The sequence below is a fragment of the Rothia sp. HMSC064F07 genome (assembly GCF_001837265.1).
GTDB lineage: Bacteria > Actinomycetota > Actinomycetes > Actinomycetales > Micrococcaceae > Rothia > Rothia mucilaginosa.
The window spans coordinates 79,275-103,761 of the sequence record NZ_KV831926.1; the positions used below are offsets into that span (position 1 = coordinate 79,275).

The following is a 24,487-nucleotide window of genomic DNA, read 5'->3' on the forward strand; positions in this document are numbered from 1 at the left end:
CGGGGTGAACTACAGCAGATAAAGAACAGCTTCCTGCGGTAGCTTTATCTGCCCGGGAAAATGATGTAATCCTACTGGAACGGTTACCTATTTTCACAGGCAGAAGTTTAATACGGACGGTATCAGTCCTGGCTATGAAGTAATAGGGCTAAGGCCTTCATACCTTCTAACCCTTCCCACATAGCAGAGCAAGAACGACAAGATGCCCTTTCAGCGGTGTAATACAGTGCAGATCGGCGTATTGATGTTGAGCCGTCGCAGCTTGTTTTCATGACTTCCTGCTCCCCGCAGTTAGGACAAAATCCCTGCAAATCATGACTGGGATGGCGCAACGCAACAATGGCCCGAATCCAACTGGTCGTCGTTGCTAACGCCTCATCATGAAGCTCCTGATGTAGGTGATTGCGAATCCACGCAGAAACCTGATTTTTCAGCGGCGCACCTGGGAATGAGGGCATAACAACGGAACGAATAGACTCTTGAACTTCTAACGCATTAGCAGAAATAGGTATGCGACATCCAAAGCGGCTGGCGCTAGATGCTCCTCCGGTACGTGAACCACCGGCGACATAATCTGCCAACTCGTCCAATAATGCCTGGTGGCGTGGAATACGGAACTTTGCGCGGTGCAGACATTGACGGTCTGCATCCTTCACTGGCGTGCCCACAGTTAGAGCGATTAGATGCTGCTGCAGTTGCTCGCCAGACGAAATGGTAGCCATATGATGTAGCCTCTCTGCTAAATGAGTGAATTATTGATATCCGCTACAGTGCGGAAGGTGTGTGAACCATAGTGTTGGCCCTACAAAGAGTTGCCCTGCTTCTGCTTCTTGGCAGCGAAGTTGAAGCACGGGACAGACGCTTTCTCCGTGCGTGTAGGAATGATGCTAAACCAGCATCATGAACGGCCCATTCATCCTGTCCGTTCTTCTTGCCGATTGGAGCTTCAGTATCCTGGTGCGCATTCTGTCGCTTCATTTGCCGGTAGTGCTTGCGGCATAAGGGGTGCCCGGAATGTCGAGAATCCTGATCTATTGGTTTCTCGCAACGCGTGCAATGAGAAAGCGGAAGAAAAAGAACCGGATTTGCTCGCGAAGGGTAAATTCGCTGCTTTGAAGTTCGTCGAGCTCTAGGATTGACAGGAAGATAGACCCGCGGTGAATCAAGAGGAACGGTACCTTCTGGCGCGTGGATACATGCACGGCAGATGGAATAGATGGGATTCCACTGATTCTCTATTGCGATGCGTTGTCCGTAATTTTCAGGTTGGATACTACAGGCTGGAAGAGAGATGCCAGCGGTTCTCCAACATCTAGGACAAATAGGTTGCCCTGATGATATACGGGGATTCTTGTGGAGGCGTATCGCCCTATGCCGCGCTTGGCATGTGCGGCAACCAGTGCGATATGTGTCTGTCGGCTCGTGGCATCCTTTGCATAGCCGGGATGGGTACTTCATGAGTCCTCCTTGGAATCAAAACCTATCAGAAGATTAATCCGATGTTTATAAAAGACGTAAATTAGCCTTTAATATTCTTCATGGGGGGGGGTAACATTTAATAAATATTTTTTTTGCATTTAATTAAAAGTCAACTCATAGAAGTTTATTTTTACTCAAATGATTCACTAAGTGAAAATATGTTGATATTTGAGTGTGTTATATATGGGAATTTAACTTGTTTTGGGCAGGGTCTATGGACCCTACCCAAAACAAGTTTTGATAGTTATATATCTATGAGGCTCTATGCATTAGAGAGCTCGGATTGCATTCTCCAGCTCCTTCAGGCTGGTCTCCAGGCGAATCATAGAAGTATCAAACCAGTGAACTACGGCACGTAGGCCAATGGTTGAATTGCCGTATCGCGCTTTAGCGAGGTCGCCCTGGCGAACAAAAGGCTCATCAAAAATTGCATTCATCGCATTCTTCGTTGCGCGATAGATAACCTCTTCTTCATTTACTTCTGCCGGGGGACGATAAATCGTAATCGCCGGACCACCGTTGTATGACCAAATCGTGTCGTGCGGATTGATGGAAATACCATTGTGGCCAGCATTGCAATGAATAATCGTGTCGTGGTCATCATAGAAAATGCCAGTATGACCGGCAGCACCATAACTCTGTCCACGCTTACCCCAAATAAACACGTCGCCACGTCGTGCCGGGTAATTACCCGATGCATCCGGTCGAACCTGAGTCCAACCGTACTTCTCCAAATCGTTAAACAGAGACTCTGTACTACCAAGTCCCGTACTCTTCGGGAGAAGTCCCGCCTCATGCAGAGCCGAATAGACAGCCGAAGAGCAATCGTAAGAATGCGGGCCAGTTCGATAATTCATCGAATAGGTCACCTTGCCCTTACGCTGCTCCATCCATGCAATCGCCTGATCAATCTTGGACATAATAAAATCCTTTCGGATAGGCAGTAGCCCCGCACTATGAACCTCCCGGGAAGTCCATAGTTCGGGGCTACCGCAAATGAATTGGACACTAAAAACGCCGACCAGCTTTATCTTGGTCGGCGTGACTGCTCGGTAGGCACACTCCTGCCGAGGTGATATTCACTTTACGTGGGTTGGGATGCGAAAGTCCTGTCGCGCATTTTTGAAATTACAAATTTCTTTATTATTCACTCGGTCTCCGTGTTTCTACCTACTTCAAACCCTGGGAACTTAGGTAACCCTATGGAAAACAGGTGGTGTGCTCCCTACACTGGAAGGGCACATTGACAAACCGCACGGGCCGCCTACACCGCGGCCCCGCCCCTCCCAACGGGTATAGTACCGAAGGAGCCACCCATGAGCCGACGCACCGACGCGCCCGCCCGATCACCACGACGAGCCGCCCTCGCCAGCTGGATAGGCTCCGCCCTCGAATACTACGACTTCGCCGTCTACGGCACCGCCGCGGCAATCGTGCTCAACCGCATCTTCTTCCCCGAAGACACTGCCGCCATCGGCATCCTCAAGTCCATGGTGGTTGTGGGCGTCGCCTACGTTGTGCGCCCCTTCGGCGCCATGATTGTTGGACCCCTCGGTGACCGCTACGGCCGCCGATTCGTCCTGATGCTCACGCTCTTCCTGATGGGCTTTGCCACTTTCGCAATCGGTTGCCTGCCGACCTACAGCGAGGCGGGTATCCTCGCCCCCACCCTGCTGGTCATCTGCCGCATGATTCAGGGTCTCTCCGCCGCCGGCGAGCAGGCAAGCTCCATTTCCATCTCCCTGGAGCACGCCAACGAGCATCAGCGCGCTTTCACGACCAGCTGGACCCTGCAGGGCACCCAGTTCGGCTCGCTGCTGGCAACCGCCGTGTTCATTCCCTTCGCCGCTCTGCCGGACGAGCACCTGCTCAGCTGGGGCTGGCGCGTACCCTTCTGGCTCTCCGCCTTCGTGGTGGTGACCGCCTGGCTGATTCGCCGCACCCTCTCCGAGCCGCCCGCATACCTGCAGCGCGAAAAGCTCACCGAATCCCCGCTCATGCTGGTCTTCAAGCACCACAAGCGCGCCGTGCTCACCATTGCCGTATGCGCCATGGTCAACACCGTGAACATGGTCTTCACGACCTTCGCGCTTTCCTTCGCCACCAAGGGTTACGGCCTTGACCGCAGCACTATGCTGCTGGTGCCGGTCGCCTCCAACACCCTCGGCCTGATTGCGATTCCGCTCGCCGCCATGCTTGCCGACCGGATCGGTCGTAAGCCCGTGTTCATTACCGGTGCGGTTGCATCGTCCCTGGTGATGTTCCCGTACCTCGGCGCGATTACCGAGGGCAACTGGGTGGGTATCTTCACCTACGGCGTGCTCATGCACGGTGCGCTGTACTCCATGGCGAACGGCGTGTGGCCCGCCTTCTATGCGGAGATGTTCCCGACCCGCGTGCGCGTGACCGGCCTGGCGCTGGGTACCCAGATTGGCTTCGCAATTTCTGGAGGCGTGGCGCCCGCCGTGGCGACGAGCCTCGCCGGTGCCGACCTGCATAACGCGGTGCTGCCCGCCATGTTCACGGTTGCCATGTGTGTGCTCGTGGCGTTGGGTGCGCTGACGGCTCGTGAAGGGTACAAGAAGTCCCTGGCTGAGCTGGATGCATAGCCCACAGAATATATTCCGAATATAGAATAAATACAGGTGGGGTTGGATAGATATCTATCCAACCCCACCTGCGTGTTTAACCTTCTAAGCCCCCTGCTGAGCTGCAATCAGCGCCTCAAAATGCGCCGCCATACGCTCAGCGTTCGGTTCCAATCCGGTGAAGAGACGGAACGCATCCACTGCCTGACCCACCGCCATGTAGCCGCCCGTCAGCACCTCGCACCCGGCGGCACGCGCCGCGCGCACCAGCTGCGTCTGTTGCGGCAGGTAGATGACATCCGCAACCCATAGGCCCTCACGCAACACCCCGGCGTTCAGCGCCGACTCGCTCAACGGCATACCCGGATGCACGTGCATACCCACCGGGGTTGCGTTCACTAAACCCTGAGCTTGTAGTAGAGCTTCAATCAAGCGCTCATCGTCGCTCAGCACCTCGACCCGGGTCTGCGGGAAGAGCCCGCCCAGCTGCTCCGCAAGCTCCTGCGCCTTCGCCGCGTCACGCTCAAAGAGACTCAGACGGCGCACCCCCAGGCGGCACAGCGCGTACGCCGTGGCGCTACCGGCACCGCCAGCACCCAGCTGCACCACGTGCTCCAGGCGCGCCGGGTTCTCCGCCACCTGCGGCAGGCCGCGCTTCAATCCCGCAATGAACCCGGAGTAGTCCGTGTTGTCGCCGTAGAAGCTGCCGTCCTCGCCAATCACTACGCAATTGACCGCGCCCAGGGCGCGTGCCGCATCCGAAAGCTCGTGCAGGTGCTCCATGACCGACTGCTTGCACGGGTGCGTGATGTTGAAAGCGTTGAAGCCGAGTAGCGCCGCCGCATCCAGAAGCGCCGGGGCGGAGGCGCCATCCAGGTTCAGGGCGTCCAGGTCGACGGGGCGGTACAGGTAGCGCACCCCGTGCGCGTCCGCCTCCGCCTCATGCATGGGAGGGGTCAGGGAGGAGGTGATGCCGTCACCAATGAGGCCCACCAGGAAAGATTCAGTACGCAAACTCATAGTTTCACTGTACGTGTCCGCCTCGTAAGATGCACCTACTTTCTTGAACCCGTACCAAATGCGCGCTGGAGTTGGGAAGAAGATAAAAATAATTTCTACGCCCACAAGAGCGATATGTCTGACAGAAACACCTCGAAGGTATAAGCTTGGTATAAGTGCTCGCGCGCCACGGCGCGCACATGAGACCACACAGACACCGTCACAGTGAAGTGATACCGATATTCGGAGGATAGATTGTCAATGACTGACAAGGCTATGGCACACTTCGCTGGCGCCGATGCATGGGTCGAGCAGTATTTCCTGAACAGCCCCGAAGATGAGCGTGAAGAGTTCACCCCGGCAGAGTTAGAGGATTTGGCTCGCACCCACCGTGCGCTGGCTCAAATCCGCCTGCCCAAGACCCCTGTCGTTGCCGCACGCAACGACGAGTACAACACCACCCTGTACGTCGCGACCGACGACATGCCGCACATCGTCAGCTCCCTGACCGCATGCCTTGCCACGCACTTTGGTGGTTTCGTCACCATTCTTCACCCTACCTTCCTCGCTGAACGCGGCCCGGACGGTACCCTCCTGAGCCTGCGCGGCACCGGCATGCGCGGCAACCTTGCCAGCGGTGATACCGCCACCCTTGGCGTGCCCTCCCTCAAGCTCAGCGAGAACGCCCCGGCGGGTACCACTGTCGCTATTGAATCCTGGATTGCGGTTCGCCTGACCCGCTACCTCACTGAGGAAGAGCAGCGCCGCTGCGAGAAGGAAGTTGAGCGCGTCCTCGCTGACGTTCGCGCCTGCCACACCGACCTGGATGCCATGGTCGCCCGCGTTTTCGACCTGGCGCAGTCCATGTACGACCTGCGCGGCGCAACCCTGGGTCATGGTGAGGAATCCTACGCCGCCAACCCGCGCGGTGTGGAGCCTGCATCCCGTGTGGAGGTGGCACAGGACTTCCTGCGCTGGCTGGCCCGCGGCAACTTCGTGTTCATGGGTGTTAAGGAGCGTGTGCTGGACGGCACCTCCGGCGCTATTTCTCTGGTGGACCGCCCCGGTTCGGCGCTCGGTATTCTGCGCACCACGGAGGGTAGGAGCCGCATCCCCCTTTCGGGTGAGACCCTGGAGCGTGCCCTGTTCCCGCGCCCCCTGTACATCACGAAGGCGAATTCCCGCTCCACTGTCGCACGGAACGACTACCTGGACTACATTGGTGTGCGCCGCTTCGACCTGAACGGCCGCGTGATTGGTGAGTACGTCATTCTGGGTCTGTTCACCCGCCAGGCGTACGCACTGCCCGCTATTGAGACTCCGCTGGTGCGTGAGCGTATCGCGATGGTGCGCCGCCGCCTTGGCTACCACCCCGGTTCTTACTCTGACAAGGCGCTTCTGGGTGCCTTGGAGGATTACCCGCGCCTGGAGCTGCTGCACGCTTCCGCTAATGATCTGACCGATACGTTCGGCGGCATCATGGGCCTGGAGGAGCGCCGCAAGACCCGCCTGTTCCTGCGCGCTGACCGGTTCAACCGGTTTATTTCCGCCGTGGTGTACCTGCCTCGGGATCGTTACAACACGAACGTGTGCTCCCGTATCCAGAGGGTGTTCCAACAGGAATTTGATCTTAGTGCCATCGACCATGAGGTGTACCTGTCCTCCTCATCGTTGGCGCGTCTATTTTTCCGCATTCGGCTCACCAACCCCAACGATGTGCCGAAGACGGATCATCAAGCTCTCGAAAAGCGACTGCAAGAAGCCGCCCGCTCCTGGGTGGAAGCAACCGCAGCTGCTATTGAGGCATGGAAACCCGGAGCGGCAGGCCGCCGACTCGCATCAGCCTGGGCAGATGCGACTAGCGCAGCCTACCGAGCCGATTACACAGTAGAACAAGCAATCGAGGATATCGTGATTCTTGAATCTCTCTCGGGCCAGAAGCCCGCCGCAATCAAGGTTGAAGCCGGCGAAGCCAACACCACCCGACTGAAGACCTACCTGTCCGCACCTCACACCCTCACCGAGCTTCTGCCGGTTATGCAGAATATGGGTCTGGTCGTTGTTGATCAGAAGCCCTACGAGTTCAAGCCTGAGGACGGCGAAGACTACGGCTACCTCTACGACTTCGGAGTTGAATTCCCCGAGGGCGTGGACGCAAACGCTGTGGCTTCCCTGTACGAGGATGCCCTGAACGCCTACCTGCTCGGTGAGCGCGAGTCCGATACCCTGGACCGCCTGATCCTGGCTGAGGGCCTGACCTGGCAGGAAGTACGTCTGTTCCGTGCCCTGAACCACTACCTGATTCAGCTGGGCCTGGGCTACACCCCGTCCTTCATGTCGAACACCCTGCTCGCTAACCCGGCCATCACCAAGCACCTGGTCGAGTTCTTCGAGGTCAGCTTCGACCCGAACAACGGTCTCAACGATGAGCAGCGCAATGCACGCCGTGACGAAATCGAAGCAGCCCTGGTTGAGGAACTGAACCAGATCCCCACCCTGGACGCTGACCGCTACCTGCGCTCCCTCGGCAAGGTTATCCGCGCTATCCTGCGCACCAACGCATACCTTGCTGACCGCCCCGCACTCGCGTTCAAGGTGGCACCGCAGGAGATCGACTTCGCACCCCTGCCCCGCCCCAAGTTCGAGATTTTCGTCTACTCCCCGCGCGTTGAGGGTGTTCACCTGCGCTTCGGTAGCGTTGCACGTGGTGGCCTGCGCTGGTCGGATCGCCGTGACGACTTCCGCACCGAGGTGCTCGGCCTGGTCAAGGCCCAGATGGTGAAGAACGCCGTCATTATCCCCACCGGCGCGAAGGGTGGCTTCTACCCCAAGCAGCTGCCCGACCCCGCAGTGGATCGTGACGCATGGATCACCGAGGGCCGCGAGTCCTACAAGGTCTTCATCGGCTCCCTGCTGGATGTCACCGACAACCTCGCAGTGGGCACCGACGGCTCCGAGACCGTTGTCCGCCCCGAAGGTGTTGTAGCACGCGACGCTGACGACTACTACCTGGTGGTTGCAGCGGATAAGGGCACCGCAGCATTCTCCGACACCGCAAACGCAATCAGCCTGGAGCGCGGCTTCTGGCTGGGCGACGCCTTCGCATCCGGCGGCTCCGTCGGTTACGACCACAAGGCTATGGGCATCACCGCACGTGGTGCATGGGAGTCCGTCAAGCGTCACTTCGCTGAGCTCGGCCACGACGCTCAGACCGAAGAGTTCACCGCAGTCGGCATTGGCGACATGTCCGGTGACGTGTTCGGTAACGGTCTGCTCCGCTCCAAGGCAACCCGCCTGGTCGCAGCATTCGACCACCGCGACATCTTCCTGGACCCGAACCCGAACGCGGCAGTGTCCTTCGACGAGCGTCAGCGCCTGTACAACCTGCCCCGTTCCTCCTGGCAGGACTACAACCGCGACCTGATTTCCGCCGGTGGTGGCGTGTACTCTCGCGGTCTGAAGTCCATCGAGATTACCCCCGAGGTGCGCGAGGTTCTGGGCCTGGATGAGTCCGTTACCGAGCTGGCACCGACCGAGCTGATTTCCGCAATCCTCAAGGCACCGGTCGACCTGATTTACAACGGCGGTATCGGTACCTACGTGAAGGCATCCACCGAGACCAACGCACAGGTTGGCGACAAGGCTAACGATGCACTGCGCGTCAACGGTAAGGACCTGCGCGCCAAGATTGTTGGCGAGGGCGGTAACCTCGGCTTCACCCAGCTGGGTCGTATTGAGGCTGCGCTCAACGGCGTTATCCTCAACACCGACGCAATCGACAACTCCGCAGGTGTGGAAACCAGTGACCGTGAGGTCAACATCAAGATTCTGGTGGACCGCCTCGTGGCACACGGCGAGCTGTCCAGCGAAGAGCGTGCTTCCTTCATCGAGTCCCTGCAGGACGAGGTCGGCGGCAAGGTCCTCGAGACCAACGTTGAGCAGAACGTTCTGCTGCAGGGTGAGTTCCACGGCTCCTTCCTGGGCACCAACCTGTACAAGCGCCTCATGCACGACCTGGAAGAGCACGCCGGCCTGAACCGCGCCGTCGAGTTCCTGCCCACCGACGAGGAGCTGGACGAGCGTCTGGAGACCACCGGCGACCGCCTGACCCGCCCCGAGCTGTCCGTCCTGGCTGCGTACGTGAAGATTTACCTCACCCACGCACTGGAGCAGACCGACTTCGCGGACGACCCCTACCTGGAAGGCGTTCTGCGCAGCTACTTCCCGGCAGCACTGGTCGAGCGTTTCGGTCAGCACCTGGACTCGCACCCGCTGCGTAAGGAAATCATTTGCACCCGCGTCGCTAACGAGCTGGTCAACATTGGCGGTATCACCTTCGCATACCGCGTGATGGAGGAGTTCAACGTCGGTATCGATTCCGTCGCACGCGCCTTCATCGTCGCTCGCGAGCTCTTCGAGCTGGGCACCGCAGCTAAGCTGCACCGCGAACTGCCCCCGAAGACCCCGCTGGACGCATGGTTCACCGTTCTGCGCGACAACCAGCGCGTTCTGGATCGTGCTGTCCGCTGGTTCATCACCGAGCGTGGCGTGGTTGCTGGCACCAGCATCTCTGAGCTGCTGGAGACCTTCGGTTCCGTCGTCGAGATGCGCCATAACCTGCCCGAGTACCTCTCCGGTACCTCCCGCGAGCGTGTTCGTGCAAAGCGCGACGCAGGCGAGGCATGGGGCCTGCCCGAGGAACTCATCGTCATCTGGATCCGCGGTTTCGAGGGCTACGCCCTGCTGGACGTCATCCGTTCGGCACGCGACCACGACTTCGAGGCAACCTCGCTGGCACCGGTCTACTTCGCAACCTACGACCGCTTCAAGGTGGACGAGCTGCTCGGCCTCATCTCCGACCTGCCCCGCAGCGACCGCTGGGAGATCCTGGCACGTCAGGCACTGCGCGGCAGCCTCTACGAGACCGCTGCAGGTCTGGCACTGTCTGTGGCAGAGGGCGCGAAGGGTGACTTCTCCACCGTGGACGGTGCGCAGAAGGCACTGGCTACCTGGATTGAAGAGCACCCGACCCGCGTGGGTAACATCGACCGCATCCTGAAGGAGATTGGCGAGGCCGCTCTGGACGTCACGGGTCACCCGCGCCTGGCTGTAGTGTCCGTGGCACTGCGTACTCTCTCGAGTGCATCCTAAATAGCTAAGGCCCGTTAGGGTCGCTTAGAGCATCCCGGTTCCCTCCCGGTGGGAGGGGCCGGGATGCTTTTGCGCAGGGACACATGGTGCGTGCACAGGTAGTGCGGGGGATCCTTGGTTGGGTGAACCTTGTGCCGGTGTGCCAGCGCGTCAGCACCTAGCGTGGAGCACCCAAATCAAGGTTGTTGCACCCCGCGTATATTGCATAGAATATTGCTCTCACTAGATGTTTTGCATTCTTGTGTGATGCGCATTATGTGGGTGTGTCCTAAATCCCTCCAAATATCAAGTAGAGGGTTAAGGAAACCAAAGGTTTTAGTTGATATATGCCGTATATTGATTCACGGCGGCATCAGCGCAAGCCATGGGGACCCGGCACTTCTCGGTACGACGACTCTTTCCCCTGGCGCGTCACACGGTGCTGTTCAAACACACTGCCCCTAATCTTTACGATTATCGACTGAAAGTCTGCAAGATTGTCTACCAACCACGGTACTGAGGAAAAAAGCAACAGCGCATGGCGCCTCCTCATTAACTTTCTGCTTTACGTCTCTCCGGTCGCCCTGCTGACCACCGTCTTCCCCATGGTCACCCCGACCATTAACCGGTACAACCTTGATGGTGTACCCCTGATCCAGGTGATTCTGGCGGCGTCCATTACCGTTCCTTGGCTCAGCCAGGCAGCCTGCCTGCCCCTTTACCGTGCTATCCAGATGGAGCACAAGAAGATTGCGGATGCCCGCGAAGGCCTGCGTATTCACGCTGAAACCCTTGAGCACCAGCTCAAGCGTGCCGAAGCACGAGCCGTACGCGCACGTATGTCCGAGCCGCAGTTCCAGGACATTACCGACCTGACCGCGTTCACCCGCAACTGGCTCTATCTCTTCTTCATGACCATGCCGCTGGTGCTGCTCTTCGCAATTCCGGTCGCCCTCGTTCTTCACTGGAGCCCGACTGCATTCGGTGCGTTCTTCGTCCTGGGCGTTCTCAACATTGCGTTCGCGCAGCTGCTGGTCATCCCGAACCTCGCGAAGAACCGCATCATCTGGTTCATCGCGTGGCTTGGCTACACTCTTGCCTTGTACTGCTATCCCGTCATCTGGTTCCTGCCGCCGCTGGTTGGTTCGCTCATCCTGCTTGTGAGCCTCGGTAAGGACCTGGTGCACCTGCTGCACTTCGCGCGCATCCCGCTCAAGGACATTGCGCTCGACGCCCTGCGCGGCTTCTTCACCGGCTCCATCATCTGGGCTGATAAGTACATGCTCTTCCTGGTCACCGGCGGTGAAATCAACGTCGTGGCAATCTACCTGAGCCTGATCCCCTGCGTTATCGCCTACAACTACTTCTTCGTGGTGGAGGCAGACCGCGTCAACGCAAGCATCCAGCACCTGTGGACCATCTTCGACCGCCTGCCCTACAAGGGTGTTCAGGAGGAGTCCTCGAAGGCTCTGCGCACCTCCAACCACGCTATCCGTAACTCCCTGCTGATTTACATCGCCAGCGCTATTGTCACCGGCATCCTGATGTTCATCTTCCTGCCGCAGTCCTACCCGCTGGCGCTCTCCGGCCTGGTCGTGGCGTTCCTCTTCGTTGCAGTGGCACTGCTGATTTACCAGATCGAGTACATGACCATGTACGTCACCGTGCAGCTGCTCTCCGCAGCGCACCTGGTGCTGCTCTTCATCTCCTTCATGATCCTGCCCAACGAGACCGGCTACCTGCCCATCATCGTGGGCGAGACAGTGCTCGCCTTCGCATGCTACCGCGTCTACCGTCAGGCGTGGGCTGCACCCGAGTACTCCCTCTTCTGGCGTCGAGCCCTCGCCTGGTAAGAACCGCACGGTCCGCGAAAGATACACACGACAATGACTGAACAGATGTACCGAAACCACTACGCGCCGCTGCAGCTTCCGGCTCCCGGCCCCCACTACAGCGACCCCGAATACCCGGACGTTGACGTCGCCATCATCATGGAATCCACCTACCCCTACCTCAAGGGTGGGGTGTCCGCGGTGGTGCACGATATCGTCTGCGAAAACCCGGATCTGACCTACGGCATTATTCACATCGCCTGGGATAAGAACTCCCCCCACGAAGACCTCTACGGCATGCCCGAGAACGTCAAGTGGGTCAAGGTGCTGTACCTGAGCCTGGAAGTCAACCGCGACGCCTTCGCGGAAGCCTGCGACCCCTCCGCACTGCGCATGAACTTTGCGGAGCGTCAGGCGCTCACCCAGCGCCTCATGGACGGATTCAGCGCCCTCATCGCCGGCGACGTGAACCCCCTCTGGAAGCTCTACGACGAGGGCATCAACCCCGCAACCCGCAGCTACAACCTCTTCGGTCTCTTCGGAACCCGTGAGTTCATGCAGGCGATTGCGGGTCTGGGCTTCTTCTCCGAGGTGCCCTTCGGTGAGCTCTTCTGGAAGGTGCGCGACTTCGTCTCCATCCTCTTTGCGATCCTGCACGAGCGGATGCCGCACGCCCGCGTCTACCACGCCCACACCACCGGGTACGCGGCACTCATCGCCGCCGCAGCCGCACGTGACCACGGCACCAGCTTCCTGCTGACCGAGCACAACCTGTACATTCGCGACACCGTGAACACCAAGCTCGAGCGCAACATGGCGAAGCCCGTCACCACCGACTACGCCTTCCTCAACGAGGAGCGTGAGCACCCCGGCCTGGGCCCGGTCACCCTCGACGAGCGTGCCTGGTCCGTCTGGTTCGTCGAAATGGGACGCTTCTGCTACCCCAGCGCCGACATGGCAACCTACCTGTACCCCAAGGCACTGGAAGAGGCACGCGGTATTGGTGCGCCCATCGACCAGATGAACGCGGGCGAGAAGGACCGCGCAATCATTCTGCCCAACGGTATGCTCATCGAGTCCGTGGCGGAAGCCTACTACGCCCGCCAGTCGGCGCGTGCCCGCATCCTCGCTGAGGGCCGCGGCCACGTGTGGCGCTTCGTGTTCATCGCCCGCGTGGTGCCTATTAAGGGCCTGACCGACCTGATTCGCTCCCTCGCGGTGCTGCGCGATCAGGGTCTGGTGAACTTCCACCTGGACGTGCTCGGCCCCAAGGACCACCTGCCCGAGTACTACGAGCTGTGCCTGCGCACCATCGAAGAGCTCAACATGGGCGAGTACATCACCTTCCACGGCACCGTGAACGTGCGTGCGATGCTCGACCGCTTCGACCTGCTGCTCATGCCCAGCTACAATGAGGGTCAGCCGATTGTGGCGCTCGAGGCGATGGCTGCGTCCATCCCGCTGGTCAGCACCGACGTGGGCGGTATGTCCCAGCTCATCGACGATGTGCTGGTCGCCCCCGACGGCCACGAAATCGGTAACTGCGGTATCTTGACCATCCCCGGCGATATTCACGGCTTCGCGGCGGCGCTGCGCACCCTCATGGAGGAGCCCAGCATCTACGAACGCTACTGTGTGAACGCCTACGACCGTATCGTCAGCTTCTTCCAGCTGCGACTGGTCATGGACCGCTACAACACGATCTACCGCGAGCTGGGCAAGCTGCCCCCTCGCGCCCCCGAATTCGACCCGGAGTACGATGGCGAATAAACTCACCCGCTTGGGCGGACCCGGCAAATTTGGTGCCTGGGTCCGCTACGGCGGTAAGCCCATTACCCAGCAGCAGCTCGATTTTGCGGTCAAGAACTACTCTGTCGCAATCCTGCAGCCCTGGGAACTGGACGCGGCACGCTACCTGAAGAAGCGTGCACCTCAAATGGTGGTGCTGGCGTACAAGTGCCTGTCCTCCACCCGCTCTTATGAGCCCGGCCCGATCTATTCTTCGGGTGTCTCTTACCCGCTGGCGCAATCGATGGCGAACTCCGGTAAGGATTTCTTCGCCCACCGCCTCAACGGTGACCGTATCGAATGGAAGGGCTACCCCAAGCACTTCCAGATGCAGGTGTGGAACGCCGACTACCGTTGGCAGTGGGTGGACGCTGTGGTGCGCGAAATGCGTAACTCACCCTTCGACGGGGTCATGGCGGATAACGACATCGAGAACGACTACTACGACCTGAACTTGCCCATCCAGGGTGTGGAGTCTATGACGAAGATCCGTGAGCACCTGGATTTTCTGGTCGCGTACGCCGGTATTGAGCTGAATAAAATCGGCAAGATTCTGGTGCCCAATATTGCTGAGTCTCGTCTGCGTTACGGCAAGTGGGAGCGTCACAGCGCCTACGGTGGCGGCTTTGAGGAGGTGTGGCTCGGCTGGGGTCCGAACGACTACCTGTCTTCGCCGTACGCCGTGATGCAGGGTCGTGAGATTGCGAACGGCTCGGCGGGCGACGTGAACCTGGGTACTACTTTTGCGGGTCTGGGTGGCCGTAGCGCCGCCTCGCAGAAGAAGGTGACGATTCTGCGTACCCCGCTCAGCGACCGCAAGGCTGCTATTACCGGTACGGATGAGAACTTCCTGTACGGTTTGGCGGGCTTCTGGGTGTTTGGTGGAGGCGCCTTCACCGGCATCAGCGCAACCCACCACGACGCCTACGACGAGATCCCGCACGCCCCGGAGCTTTCCTACGACCTGGGCGATCCGGTCGGCGGCATTATCGCTCAGAAGACCGCTCAGACTCGTGCCTTTACGCGCGGTTGGGCTGCCCTGAACACCGGCTCGAAGGATGTGACCGTGAAGGTTCCTTCCGGCCTGGTGGATGCGGCAAACCGCCCAGTGCCCTTGAGCTTCACGCTGCGGGCACATCAGGGTGTGGTGTACCGCCGTAAGGCGTAATTCACCGCTCGCGTAGCTCTTCTGAGCTTCTGTGCGACACCCCTTATTTGCGCATATAACCTCATAAACAAACCCACCGGCAATATAGCCAAATGGCTATATGTACCGGTGGGTTTGCTATATGTGTGCTAGATGAGCTGGGGTAGCTTACTTAGCGGGGTAGGAGGGCACGTCGTAGCCGCCCATGCGCTCCAGAACGCGAATCACCTGGCAGGAGTAACCGAACTCGTTGTCGTACCAGACGTAGACAATTGCGGAGTCATCGGTCACCACGGTAGCCAGCGAGTCCACAACACCTGCGGTGCGGGAACCCACGAAGTCGGTGGAAACAGCCTCGGGGGAATCCGAGTAGCCCACCTGGCGGCGCAGCTCGCCGTCGATGGACTCGCGGCGGAACAGCTCGTTCAGTTCCTCAGCGGAACCTGCGGGCTTGGTCAGCTTCACGTTCAGGATTGCCATGGAGACGTCCGGGGTGGGAACGCGGATCGCGTTACCGGTCAGCTTGCCTTCCAGCTGCGGCAGAGCCTTCGAAACAGCCTTTGCAGCACCGGTCTCGGTGATGACCATGTTCAGCACAGCGGAGCGACCGCGGCGGTCACCCTTGTGGAAGTTGTCGATCAGGTTCTGATCGTTGGTGAATGCGTGAACGGTCTCAACGTGGCCGCGCTCAACACCGTATGCGTCATCCAGAACCTTCAGTGCCGGAGTAATCGCGTTGGTGGTGCAGGATGCTGCGGAGAGGATCTTGTCCTCATCGGTGATGACGTTGTCGTTCACGCCGAACACGATGTTCTTCATGTCGCCCTTACCGGGAGCGGTCAGCAGAACACGAGAAATGCCGGGGCGGTTCAGGTGCTGCTCAAGGCCCGGAACGTCGCGCCAGCGGCCGGTGTTGTCCACCAGCAGAGCGTCCTTGATGCCGTACTCGGTGTAGTCGACAGTGGTCGGGTCAGAGGAGTAAATGAAGCGAACCGGAACACCGTTAGCGATGATGGTGCTGTTCTCCTCGTCCACCTCAATAACGCCCTTGAAGGGGCCGTGAACCGAGTCGCGCTCCAGCAGGGATGCACGCTTGACCAGGTCCTTATCGCCGTTCTTACGCACCACAACAGCGCGCAGGTTCAGGCCAGAACCCAGCGGCGAGGAGGAACGCTCCAGCAGAATACGAGCCAGCAGGCGACCAATACGACCAAAGCCGTACAGCACAACGTCCTGCTCCTTCGGCTGGTCACCCTGGTGGTTCACGGAGGAACCCAGCTGCTCGGGCAGCCACATGGACAGCTCGGGGGAGCCCGCCTCGTGGTGTGCCTTGTGCAGAGCAGCAATGTTAATCGAGCACGCGCCCAGGTTCAGCTCAACCAGGGCGCGAACCAGCTCGAGGGAGTGCGCGGGGTTCAGGGGCGCACCGTCGATGTGGGATACGAAATCGTGCAGCTTCAGCAGCTCAATGACAGACTTGTTGACCAGGCTGCGGCCGTGAATGCTCAGCACCACGCCGTTCTCGCGGTGCAGCTTACCGATGAGGGGGATCAGCTCCTCTGCGGTAGCCTCACGGTTAACCCAGGTAGCGGTTGCAGTCGTCACGTATGACCTTCTTCCTAACTTCGTCGTTGGAGGGTAGGCGCGACGATGCTGTCGCGTCAATACCGTGCCGGGCGTTAAGACCCGGCGTCGGTTTAAGTCTAACCCGTGCGAACCCCTCCGGAGCCTCAAAATTAGTGATATTGGGGCTAAAAGTCAGAAGAGACAGAAGGCAGTTTGTGAACCCACACGACAAGCCAACATAAGCCCTCAAAAGGAAAAGTAAAACCACTTTAAATACCCACAAAAACACACTCCACGGCCCGGAAAACATGAGTAGAATTGAAACCATGTTGACTGTAATCGGTGAAGCACTCGTAGACGTCGTCCACCAGCACGACGGAGAAACCCGCGCCTACCCCGGCGGATCGCCCATGAACGTAGCCGTCGGCGCACGCCGCCTCGGCCACCCCACCAACTTCGTCGGCCACTACGGCCCCGACGCCTACGGCAAGAGCATTGACGCACACCTGGAAGCATCCCAGGTAACTCTGCCCTTCGAGCACAGTGCTGAACGCACCTCCGTCGCCCAGGCAACCATCGGTGCCGACGGCGCGGCAGAGTACGAATTCGACATCACCTGGTCCCTCGACTCCATCGCTGAGAAGCTCACCGAACTGGCACGCACCTCCGATGCAGTGCACACCGGCTCCATTGCCGCCATGCTCGAACCCGGCGCGCACGTGGTCGCCGCGGCCTTCGAAGCTGCCCGCGACAGCGCCCTGCTCAGCTACGACCCGAACTGCCGCCCCACCCTCATTCACAACGTCGACGAGGGCCGCGCCTGGGCTGAAAAGTTCGTGTCCCTCTCCACCGTCGTGAAGGCATCTGACGAGGACCTGCAGTGGCTCTACCCCGACCGCTCCCTCGACGACACCGCACGCGCATGGCTTGACCTCGGCGCTGAGCTGATGGTCATCACTCGCGGCGAGGACGGCCCCATCGCCTTCACCAAGAAGTACCCAGAGGGCGTCAGCCAGCCCGCACACCGCGTTGAGGTTGCGGACACCGTCGGTGCCGGTGACTCCCTCATGGCGGCGCTTATCGCGGGCCTGCTCGACCGTGGTATCGCCGGTGCTGAGGCGCGCGCCAAGGTCGCTGCACTGACCGCCGAAGACATCGCCGACCTGCTGCGTTTCTCCGCAACCGCAGCCGGCATCACCGTCTCCCGCGCGGGCGCTAACCCGCCCACCCGCGAAGAACTTGACGCCGTACTCAACGGCTAAATAATCTACGCCTCGCCGGCGGATAGCTCACTCTGTCCGCCGGCGTCGCCATATCCACCCGCACCCCAACGCTGAGGAGCACCATGACCAACATCGGCACCGCACCCCTGCCCCGCGAACCCTACGCGGGCCTGCCCGAACTACCCGAATTCACCCTGACCTCCACCGACATTCAGGACGGCGGCACCGCCCCCGAATGGATGCGCTCCGCACTCTTCGGCATTGCTGGCGGTCAGGACCGTTCCCCGCAGCTGTCCTGGAGCGGATTCCCCGAGGGCGCCAAGTCCTTCGTGCTGACCTGCTTCGACCCGGATGCGCCGGTCCCCAGTGGCTTCTGGCACTGGACTGTCTCCAACATTCCCGCCAACGTGACCAGTATTGACACTGGCGCGGATGCACCCGCCGGCGCCCTGACGCACCGCAACGACGCCGGTGTGGCGGGCTTCCTGGGTGCTGCCCCTCCGGCTGGTCACGGCCCGCACCGCTACATCTTCTGCGTCACCGCCGTGGATGTGGAGAAGCTCGACATTGACGAGAACACCAGCCCCGCCGTCGTGAATTTTAACCTGCTCGGCCACGGTCTGGGTCGTGCGTTCCTGACCGTCACCTACGCGGAACCGGCGGCATAGCGGCACGCCGGCACAGTCTCACCAGCCCCGCCCACCAACCAGCCCTGCACCCTGACCAGCACCGATACACCCCACCATTGAAGGCATATCTGCATGATTAAACTCATCGCCAGCGACCTGGACGGCACCCTCATCGGGCACGACTTCCGATTCCGTCCGCGGACCTTGCGCGCCCTTGAGGCCGCCCGCGCCGCCGGGATTGACATCGTCTTCGTCACCGGCCGCCCGAGCCGCTGGCTCACGCCCCTGCGCGAGCAGACCGACTTCGACTCCTACGCCATCTGCTCCAACGGCGCCGTGGTGTACCACCTGGGCGCGAACGAGGTGGAAGAAGTCAACGGTGCAGACCCCGCGGTGATTGCCCGTACTCACGAACTGCTGGAGCCCATGTTCCCTGACGCCACCTACACCCTCGAAACCGTGGACACCGTCTACATTCAGGGCCCGCACGACGGCGGCGAGGTACTTGAGGGCGCCCGCGTGGTGGAGGCGAAAATCGCCGAGGCGCTCGAACGTATCGGTTCAACTCCGGTCATTAAGTACCTGATTCGTGTGCCCGGCATGGACCCGGATATTCTGCAGGCGCGCGTGCATCAGGCGGTCGGTTCGCTGGTGTCGGTGACTCGCGGCGTGGTCGGTGAGCCGCTCGTCGAGATGGGTTCTAAGACCGTGAATAAGGGGCGGATTTTGGAGAAGTTCGCGGCACGCCACGGCATTGAGGCGCACGAGGTGATGGCGTTTGGTGACATGCCGAATGACGCGGAGATGCTCTGCTGGGCGGGGGAGGGCTTCGCCATGGCGTCGGGGCAGCCGGCGCTCATTGCGAAGGTGGGGCGTACCTGCCCGCCCTTCCATGAGGACGGTGTGGCGCAGACGATTGAGGCGATGCTCGCCGAACGGTCCTAGCCGCCTAGCACTAGCTATCCAGCACGAGCCATCCGGTGCTAGCGGCTGGGTGAGCCTCCGCAGACATAACTCAGACATAAACTTTTATGTCTACACATAAAAAACATTTGAGTCTAGACTCAAATTTTTGTGTCTGATTTATATCTGATTTGTGTCTAAGTAGGGTGGTAGCTGTGTGTAACGTCCAGAAGACGCAAAAGCGGCCCGGATGGAAACCAATCCATCCGGGCCGCTTTTCTACAGCCTACGCCTCAGGAACATCACTCCCAACGGGCGTAAGCGTATGGAGCTCTAGTGTCCCTCAGTGCTCTTCTCAGGGTCGAAGGGCTCCAGCGGGTCGCCAGCAGCCTTCGTGTACTTCGCGATGAAGGTCATCAGGTGGAAGATAATCAGGGTCGCAGCGGTACCCAGTGCAATACCGGCGAAGGACAGCTCACCGAAGGTCCAGGTGTAGTCCGCAATACCCACGATTAGCGCCACAGCGGCGGTGGTCAGGTTGATCTGGTTCGAGAAGTTCACGCGGTTCTCGCTCCAAATACGTGCACCGAGCATACCGATCATGCCGTACAGCACGGTTGCGGCACCGCCCAGAACACCCGCGGGAACGGTCGCAATTGCCGCACCGAATGCGGGGAACATGGACAGCGCAATCGCGAAGATAGCCGCCACCCAGTACGCCGCGGTGGAGTACACCTTGGTTGCAGCCATCACGCCGATGTTCTCAGCGTAGGTGGTGGTACCCGAACCTCCGCCGAACCCGGCGATGGTGGTTGCCAGACCGTCTGCCATGAGGGCACGACCCGAGTAGTCGTCCAGGTTCTTGCCGCTCATCAGCGCAACAGACTTCACGTGGCCGATGTTCTCAGCCACCAGCACCAGAATCACGGGGATGAACAGGCCGGCGAGCTCCCAGTGGAACTCGGGGGTCTGGAACTGCGGCAGACCAACGATGCCCTGAGTCTCAACTGCCTTGTCAATCTTGGAGAAATCCACCTCGCCGCGAATCACGGCGGTAATGTAGCCGATGCCCACGCCCAGCAGGATGGACAGGCGACCAATGATGCCCTTGAACAGGACCGAAATCAGGATGATGGAGCACAGGGTCACCAGCGCGGTCACCGGTGCCACCATGAAGTTGTCCTTAGCGCTCTTCGCCAGGTTGAAGCCAATCAGCGCCACAATCGAACCGGTTACGACCGGGGGCATGAGCTTGGTCAGCCAGCCGGTGCCAGCGAACTGAACAATCAGACCGACCAGGAACAGCGCCACACCCGCCATGACGATACCGCCGAGCGCACCAGCGGGGCCGTGCGAGTTCATGGCAGCCGCCAGGGGTGCAATGAACGCAAACGAAGAACCCAGGTAGGAGGGGACGCGTCCGCGGGTAATCAGCAGGAACAGGACAGTGCCGATACCCGAGAAGAACAGGGTGGTTGCCGGCGGGAATCCGGTAATGATCGGCACGAGGAAGGTCGCGCCGAACATTGCGACCACGTGCTGCGCGCCGATGCCGATGGTAATCGGCCATGCGAGGCGCTCGTTCGGGGCAACAAAGGAACCGGGCTTGATACTGCGGCCGTCGCCGTGGATCGACCAGTCAAAGCCGAGAAGCTTAGAGATGCTCAAAGGGAGCTCCTGAGGTGAATGTGGTGGTGTATAAAATTCCACATAATTCTACGCGTACGTGGCTGTAGGTCACAGCTAAACGGGTGTAAATATGAGCAGGGATACGTTGAGCGGGGCATATATTCTCTTATGATGAGCCCCAAACCCCGAATATATAGCCCAGAACGCATCAATACCCCGTATATGCAGTTCAAGGCATATACGGGGTATTGATGCAAAGAGCGAATAAAAACACTCGCTACACACAGCTCAATGGCTTAGAGAGCGTCACGCAGGTTCTCCAGGTGATCGTAACGCGCCAGCTCATAACGCAGGTGACCCTCGGTCGGGGACTGAACCGGCAGGAACGACGCCTCACGCAGGCGACGAGCAGTCGGGGAATCAGCCACGTAACCTTCGCCTCCAACAACCTGCAGCTCAAAGTGAGTAGCAATGGTTGCAAAGTGCGAAACACCCAGGCGCAGGCTCAGCAAGTCACGACGCTCAGCACGCTCCGGCTCAGAAGCCAGACGAACCAGTTCCTCACGCAGGCTCTGGTACTCCGCCAGAATCAGCGGGAACTCAGGGCGGAACACGCCCTGCGAGACGTCCAGATGCTTAGCAGCCTCCTGTAGAGCACCAGCAGCAAGACCCAGGCAGAACGACGACTGAACCAACAGGAACGGCGCGGTCACATCGTGCAGGAACGCCTCAATGTTGTCGCTGAGAACGTCCTCGCTCGGAACGAAAACGTCCTCGAACTTCAGGGTGCCGGACTCGGTGCCGTTCAGCGCCAGCAGGTTGCGGTGGTAGTCAACACTCAGGCCCTCGACGTCCTGGCGGACGGTCACGATGTAGCGGTTCGGGTGGCTTTCCGGGGCGTTCTGCACAGCCACCGGAAGAACAATCACGCCGCCCGGGTACAGGTTCGACGCCCACGACACGGAACCGTTCAGCTTCAGACCGCCCTCAACGAGGGTGCCCTCCACCTTGATCGGTGCCAGACCCGAAGCCTCCTTGTACGCCGCCGCCATGGCGGTGGTGCCGCTGACGGTCGCAGCCGCCAGACCGGCGGGCAGCTCGCGGCCCACAGCGTCAAAGAACGCAATGGTGGAGCGGTGAGCCCACAGGGAGAACGCCGTGGAGGCGTCCTCGGTGGCAAGGTCGAAAGCCACCGAAACCTGGGGGACCAGGGAACCGCCGTCGCGACCCAGGGTAATCAGGCCGTCCTTAGCGATTTCGCGCAGGTTTTCGAAGGGAGAACGCTCGCCGCGGTCAACAGCATCTGCGTGGGTTCGGGCGAGTGCGAGCACCTGCTCGCGCTGGGGGTAATCGTAGAGGGGTTCGAGAGTGAACTCGGACATGGGGTTTCTCCTAAGCGGGGAGCATCGCGTCTATGCGTGCAGCTTGAACAGTCGGTCGATGGGGGTGCTGACGGCCTTACGGGCGCGAACAACAGCTTCTTCGTCGGGTGCGTCGTAGAAGCAGAGGCACTTTGCGGTGTCTTCGCGAACGTAGGTGCGCAGGAAGGAAACCTCGGGTACTTCAGCGTACTTGGGGGCGTTTGCCTTCTTGCGGGTCAGGTACTGTTCCATAGTAATCTCTGCGGGGATGTCCCACTCAACCAGGTAGTCTGCGTCCTTCTTGAGCTTCTTGATGTCTTCGAGCTCTGCTCCGACCAGGCGGACTGCGTCGGGGCCTGCGACGGTTGCGCGCTCACCGATTGCTGCGGCGAGGTCGGGGCCGAATGCGGTGTTCTCGGATTCGACGATGACGAAGACGATCTTGTGGTCTGCGGAGACCTGGGTTTCGATGAGCTCGGCGCCGTTGGTCAGGGACGAGTTGACGGTCTCGATGAGCGCGGTTGCTTCGTCCTTGGACGGCTGTGCGGGGGTCAGTTCTACCAGGTAAAGTGCCATGATTTTCTCCTCGGCTAAGGGTTGAAGGGTCGTGCCGGAAGGTTTTCCGGCTCGTTCTGGATTCACCTTAGACCTGTGGTTGAGGGCTGTCTAGTAGATTTCTGTTCGTGGCTTAATGCGTCCCTTTTTGACCCTGTGTTTCGTCACGCGCGTTCACGCGGAGACATAAATCGTCACAGTTCCGCGTGCGGGAACCCGCCTGCGGCCGCAGAATTTTTGCGCGGTTATCGAACCCGATGGCGCATCTATCCGCGTCGTCCTGCTCGTGCCGCAAAGTCGTCGAGGGCGCGGTTGAGAGCGGGGACAGTCCACACTTTTTGCCCCTGAATTTTGACGCGCTCTCCACGCAGAATCTGCAGCTCCACCATGCGGTTGAGGAGGCGATACACACTAGCTCGGGACCCCTGCGTGTGCTCCTCCACCATGTGCGCAGTGAAGGCGGGCTCAGTGCAGCACAGGTCAGTGAGGGAACGCAGGAGAGGGGTTTTACGCTGGGCAATGGACAGCACCTCATCGCGCAGGGTTTCAATGTCTTGCGCCAGGATTTCTGCGTTGGTGATTGCCTTCTGCGCGGCGTCGATGAAGAGCTCGATGATGGGCTCAGCATCGCCTGCACGGTAGTCGGTGAGCGCCTGAATGTACCCGTCGGTATCGTGCAACAGCCCGGAGGAGACGGGCAGAATCACGTGGCGAGTAACGCCGCGGGCGAGCAGGAGCGCAGAGATGAGGGCTCGTCCGGTTCTGCCGTTGCCGTCAGTGAAAGGGTGGATCGTTTCAAATTGGGCGTGCGCGATAGCCGCCTGTGCGAGGGGGTCAATATCGCGGCGGTTCATGAAGGCTACAAGGTCTTCGAGGGCGGCAGGAACCCGCTCGTGATGCGGTGCCACATAGTCGGCGGTTACCGGCGAATCACCCTTAATCCACACCCATTGGGTGCGGAGTACACCGGAGTCCTGCTGCAGGCCGCGGGTCAGTTCGCGGTGCATCGCGAGGATATTATCGACGCTAATGTTCTCTGCGGTGTTCAAGGCTGCACGCATGGCGTGAACATTGCGCGCCACCAGCTCGGCGTTAACGCCGACCTTCGACCCGCTTGCACCCAGGACAGCCAGTGAGAGCCTGCGTGCGCTAACGGTGAGGTTTTCAATCTGTGAGCTGGAGGCGGATTCGCCGCGCAGAAGAACCGCGGAGAAGGGGATGCCGCCGATGTGGTGGAGCCGCTCATCGAAGCGGGTCATTGCGGTGGCGTTCTCTTGGAGGCGCACTCGCAGTGCGGGGCTGAGTTCGACGTTGAGTGCGGCAATGGAGGCGGGTACGGCGCTGGAGAAGGCGCCGGAGTTGCGGCGCGTTGCGCGTCGGGAGGCGAGGGCGTCACGGTGAACCCAGGGGGTTTGCGGCTCCCATGTGAGAGCGGGCCAGGTGATGGCTGAGGGCATGGTTCCTCCTCCCTCCTCCTCTTCATCGGTGTCGTCTTGCTGGTCTTATGGGGGGTCTTAATAAGACAATACACTTCGATTTTCTTATTAAGGCGCTTAATAAGAAAATTCGCGCGGATTGTCTCATTAAAGAAAATGTCCCGAATGCCCCTAAACCCGCCCCTCCTGAACCTCCCTTCAACATTCCGGCGCTCCGACTGC

16 protein-coding genes are annotated in these 24,487 nt (G+C 59.9%); 8 read left to right on the top strand and 8 right to left on the bottom strand.

The features are described from left to right. Positions 1 to 122: 122 nt before the first annotated feature. Both HMPREF2712_RS09005 and HMPREF2712_RS02805 read right to left on the bottom strand, forming a co-directional pair. A complete protein-coding gene (locus HMPREF2712_RS09005; protein WP_141762565.1) occupies positions 123 to 722 on the bottom strand; it encodes a DUF7340 domain-containing protein in 600 nt (199 codons plus the stop codon). A 1,026-nt stretch (positions 723 to 1,748) separates the two neighbouring features. Continuing rightward, positions 1,749 to 2,399 (bottom strand): peptidoglycan amidohydrolase family protein, encoded by a 651-nt coding sequence (locus tag HMPREF2712_RS02805; RefSeq protein ID WP_070819219.1) that lies wholly within the window; start codon positions 2,397 to 2,399, stop codon positions 1,749 to 1,751. A gap of 396 nt (positions 2,400 to 2,795) precedes the next feature. Here HMPREF2712_RS02805 and HMPREF2712_RS02810 point away from each other — a divergent pair, with 396 nt between their 5' ends. After that, positions 2,796 to 4,088 (top strand): MFS transporter, encoded by a 1,293-nt coding sequence (locus HMPREF2712_RS02810; RefSeq protein WP_070615771.1) that lies wholly within the window; start codon positions 2,796 to 2,798, stop codon positions 4,086 to 4,088. A gap of 84 nt (positions 4,089 to 4,172) precedes the next feature. Here HMPREF2712_RS02810 and HMPREF2712_RS02815 read toward each other — a convergent pair whose 3' ends face one another. Beyond that, complete coding sequence (locus HMPREF2712_RS02815) at positions 4,173 to 5,087, bottom strand: shikimate dehydrogenase (RefSeq protein ID WP_070615773.1); 915 nt, start codon at positions 5,085 to 5,087, stop codon at positions 4,173 to 4,175. Positions 5,088 to 5,327: 240 nt separating this feature from the next. Between HMPREF2712_RS02815 and HMPREF2712_RS02820 the strand changes: the two genes are divergently transcribed. From HMPREF2712_RS02820 to HMPREF2712_RS02835, 4 genes are all read left to right on the top strand, one after another. Next, on the top strand, positions 5,328 to 10,217 hold the full coding sequence (locus HMPREF2712_RS02820; protein WP_070615775.1) for an NAD-glutamate dehydrogenase: 4,890 nt from the start codon (positions 5,328 to 5,330) through the stop codon (positions 10,215 to 10,217). A 476-nt stretch (positions 10,218 to 10,693) separates the two neighbouring features. Next, positions 10,694 to 12,049, top strand: coding sequence for a hypothetical protein (locus HMPREF2712_RS02825; protein WP_070615777.1), 1,356 nt, complete (start codon positions 10,694 to 10,696; stop codon positions 12,047 to 12,049). A gap of 33 nt (positions 12,050 to 12,082) precedes the next feature. Beyond that, positions 12,083 to 13,798: a GT4 family glycosyltransferase PelF gene (pelF, locus tag HMPREF2712_RS02830; protein ID WP_049326812.1), complete on the top strand. Its 1,716-nt coding sequence runs from the start codon at positions 12,083 to 12,085 to the stop codon at positions 13,796 to 13,798. After that, positions 13,788 to 14,984 (top strand): putative glycoside hydrolase family 15 protein, encoded by a 1,197-nt coding sequence (locus HMPREF2712_RS02835; RefSeq protein ID WP_049326811.1) that lies wholly within the window; start codon positions 13,788 to 13,790, stop codon positions 14,982 to 14,984. Before pelF ends, HMPREF2712_RS02835 begins: the two co-directional genes overlap by 11 nt. Before the next feature lie 147 nt (positions 14,985 to 15,131). On the opposite strand, the gene HMPREF2712_RS02840 is transcribed toward HMPREF2712_RS02835, so the two are convergent. After that, positions 15,132 to 16,568, bottom strand: coding sequence for a glyceraldehyde-3-phosphate dehydrogenase (locus HMPREF2712_RS02840; RefSeq protein ID WP_070819220.1), 1,437 nt, complete (start codon positions 16,566 to 16,568; stop codon positions 15,132 to 15,134). A gap of 287 nt (positions 16,569 to 16,855) precedes the next feature. On the opposite strand from HMPREF2712_RS02840, the gene HMPREF2712_RS02845 reads away from it, so the two are divergent. The 3 genes from HMPREF2712_RS02845 (at position 16,856) to HMPREF2712_RS02855 (ending at position 19,326) form a co-directional block, all read left to right on the top strand. After that, positions 16,856 to 17,791, top strand: coding sequence for a carbohydrate kinase family protein (locus HMPREF2712_RS02845; protein WP_070819221.1), 936 nt, complete (start codon positions 16,856 to 16,858; stop codon positions 17,789 to 17,791). An 83-nt stretch (positions 17,792 to 17,874) separates the two neighbouring features. Then, positions 17,875 to 18,420, top strand: a complete 546-nt coding sequence (locus HMPREF2712_RS02850) for a YbhB/YbcL family Raf kinase inhibitor-like protein (RefSeq protein WP_070630098.1) — start codon at positions 17,875 to 17,877, stop codon at positions 18,418 to 18,420. A gap of 93 nt (positions 18,421 to 18,513) precedes the next feature. Continuing rightward, positions 18,514 to 19,326, top strand: coding sequence for an HAD family hydrolase (locus HMPREF2712_RS02855; RefSeq protein WP_070630097.1), 813 nt, complete (start codon positions 18,514 to 18,516; stop codon positions 19,324 to 19,326). Positions 19,327 to 19,617: 291 nt separating this feature from the next. Here HMPREF2712_RS02855 and HMPREF2712_RS02860 read toward each other — a convergent pair whose 3' ends face one another. The 4 genes from HMPREF2712_RS02860 to HMPREF2712_RS02875 all read right to left on the bottom strand — a co-directional run bounded on the left by HMPREF2712_RS02860 (position 19,618) and on the right by HMPREF2712_RS02875 (position 24,286). Next, complete coding sequence (locus tag HMPREF2712_RS02860) at positions 19,618 to 20,952, bottom strand: uracil-xanthine permease family protein (protein WP_070819222.1); 1,335 nt, start codon at positions 20,950 to 20,952, stop codon at positions 19,618 to 19,620. Between the two features lie 257 nt (positions 20,953 to 21,209). Continuing rightward, positions 21,210 to 22,295 carry an acyl-CoA dehydrogenase family protein gene (locus tag HMPREF2712_RS02865; protein ID WP_070819223.1) on the bottom strand — a complete coding sequence of 362 codons (1,086 nt, stop codon included), beginning with the start codon at positions 22,293 to 22,295 and terminating at the stop codon, positions 21,210 to 21,212. Between the two features lie 30 nt (positions 22,296 to 22,325). Beyond that, positions 22,326 to 22,850: a DUF4242 domain-containing protein gene (locus tag HMPREF2712_RS02870; RefSeq protein ID WP_005504223.1), complete on the bottom strand. Its 525-nt coding sequence runs from the start codon at positions 22,848 to 22,850 to the stop codon at positions 22,326 to 22,328. A gap of 245 nt (positions 22,851 to 23,095) precedes the next feature. Beyond that, on the bottom strand, positions 23,096 to 24,286 hold the full coding sequence (locus tag HMPREF2712_RS02875; RefSeq protein ID WP_070819224.1) for a Fic family protein: 1,191 nt from the start codon (positions 24,284 to 24,286) through the stop codon (positions 23,096 to 23,098). Positions 24,287 to 24,487: the final 201 nt, after the last annotated feature.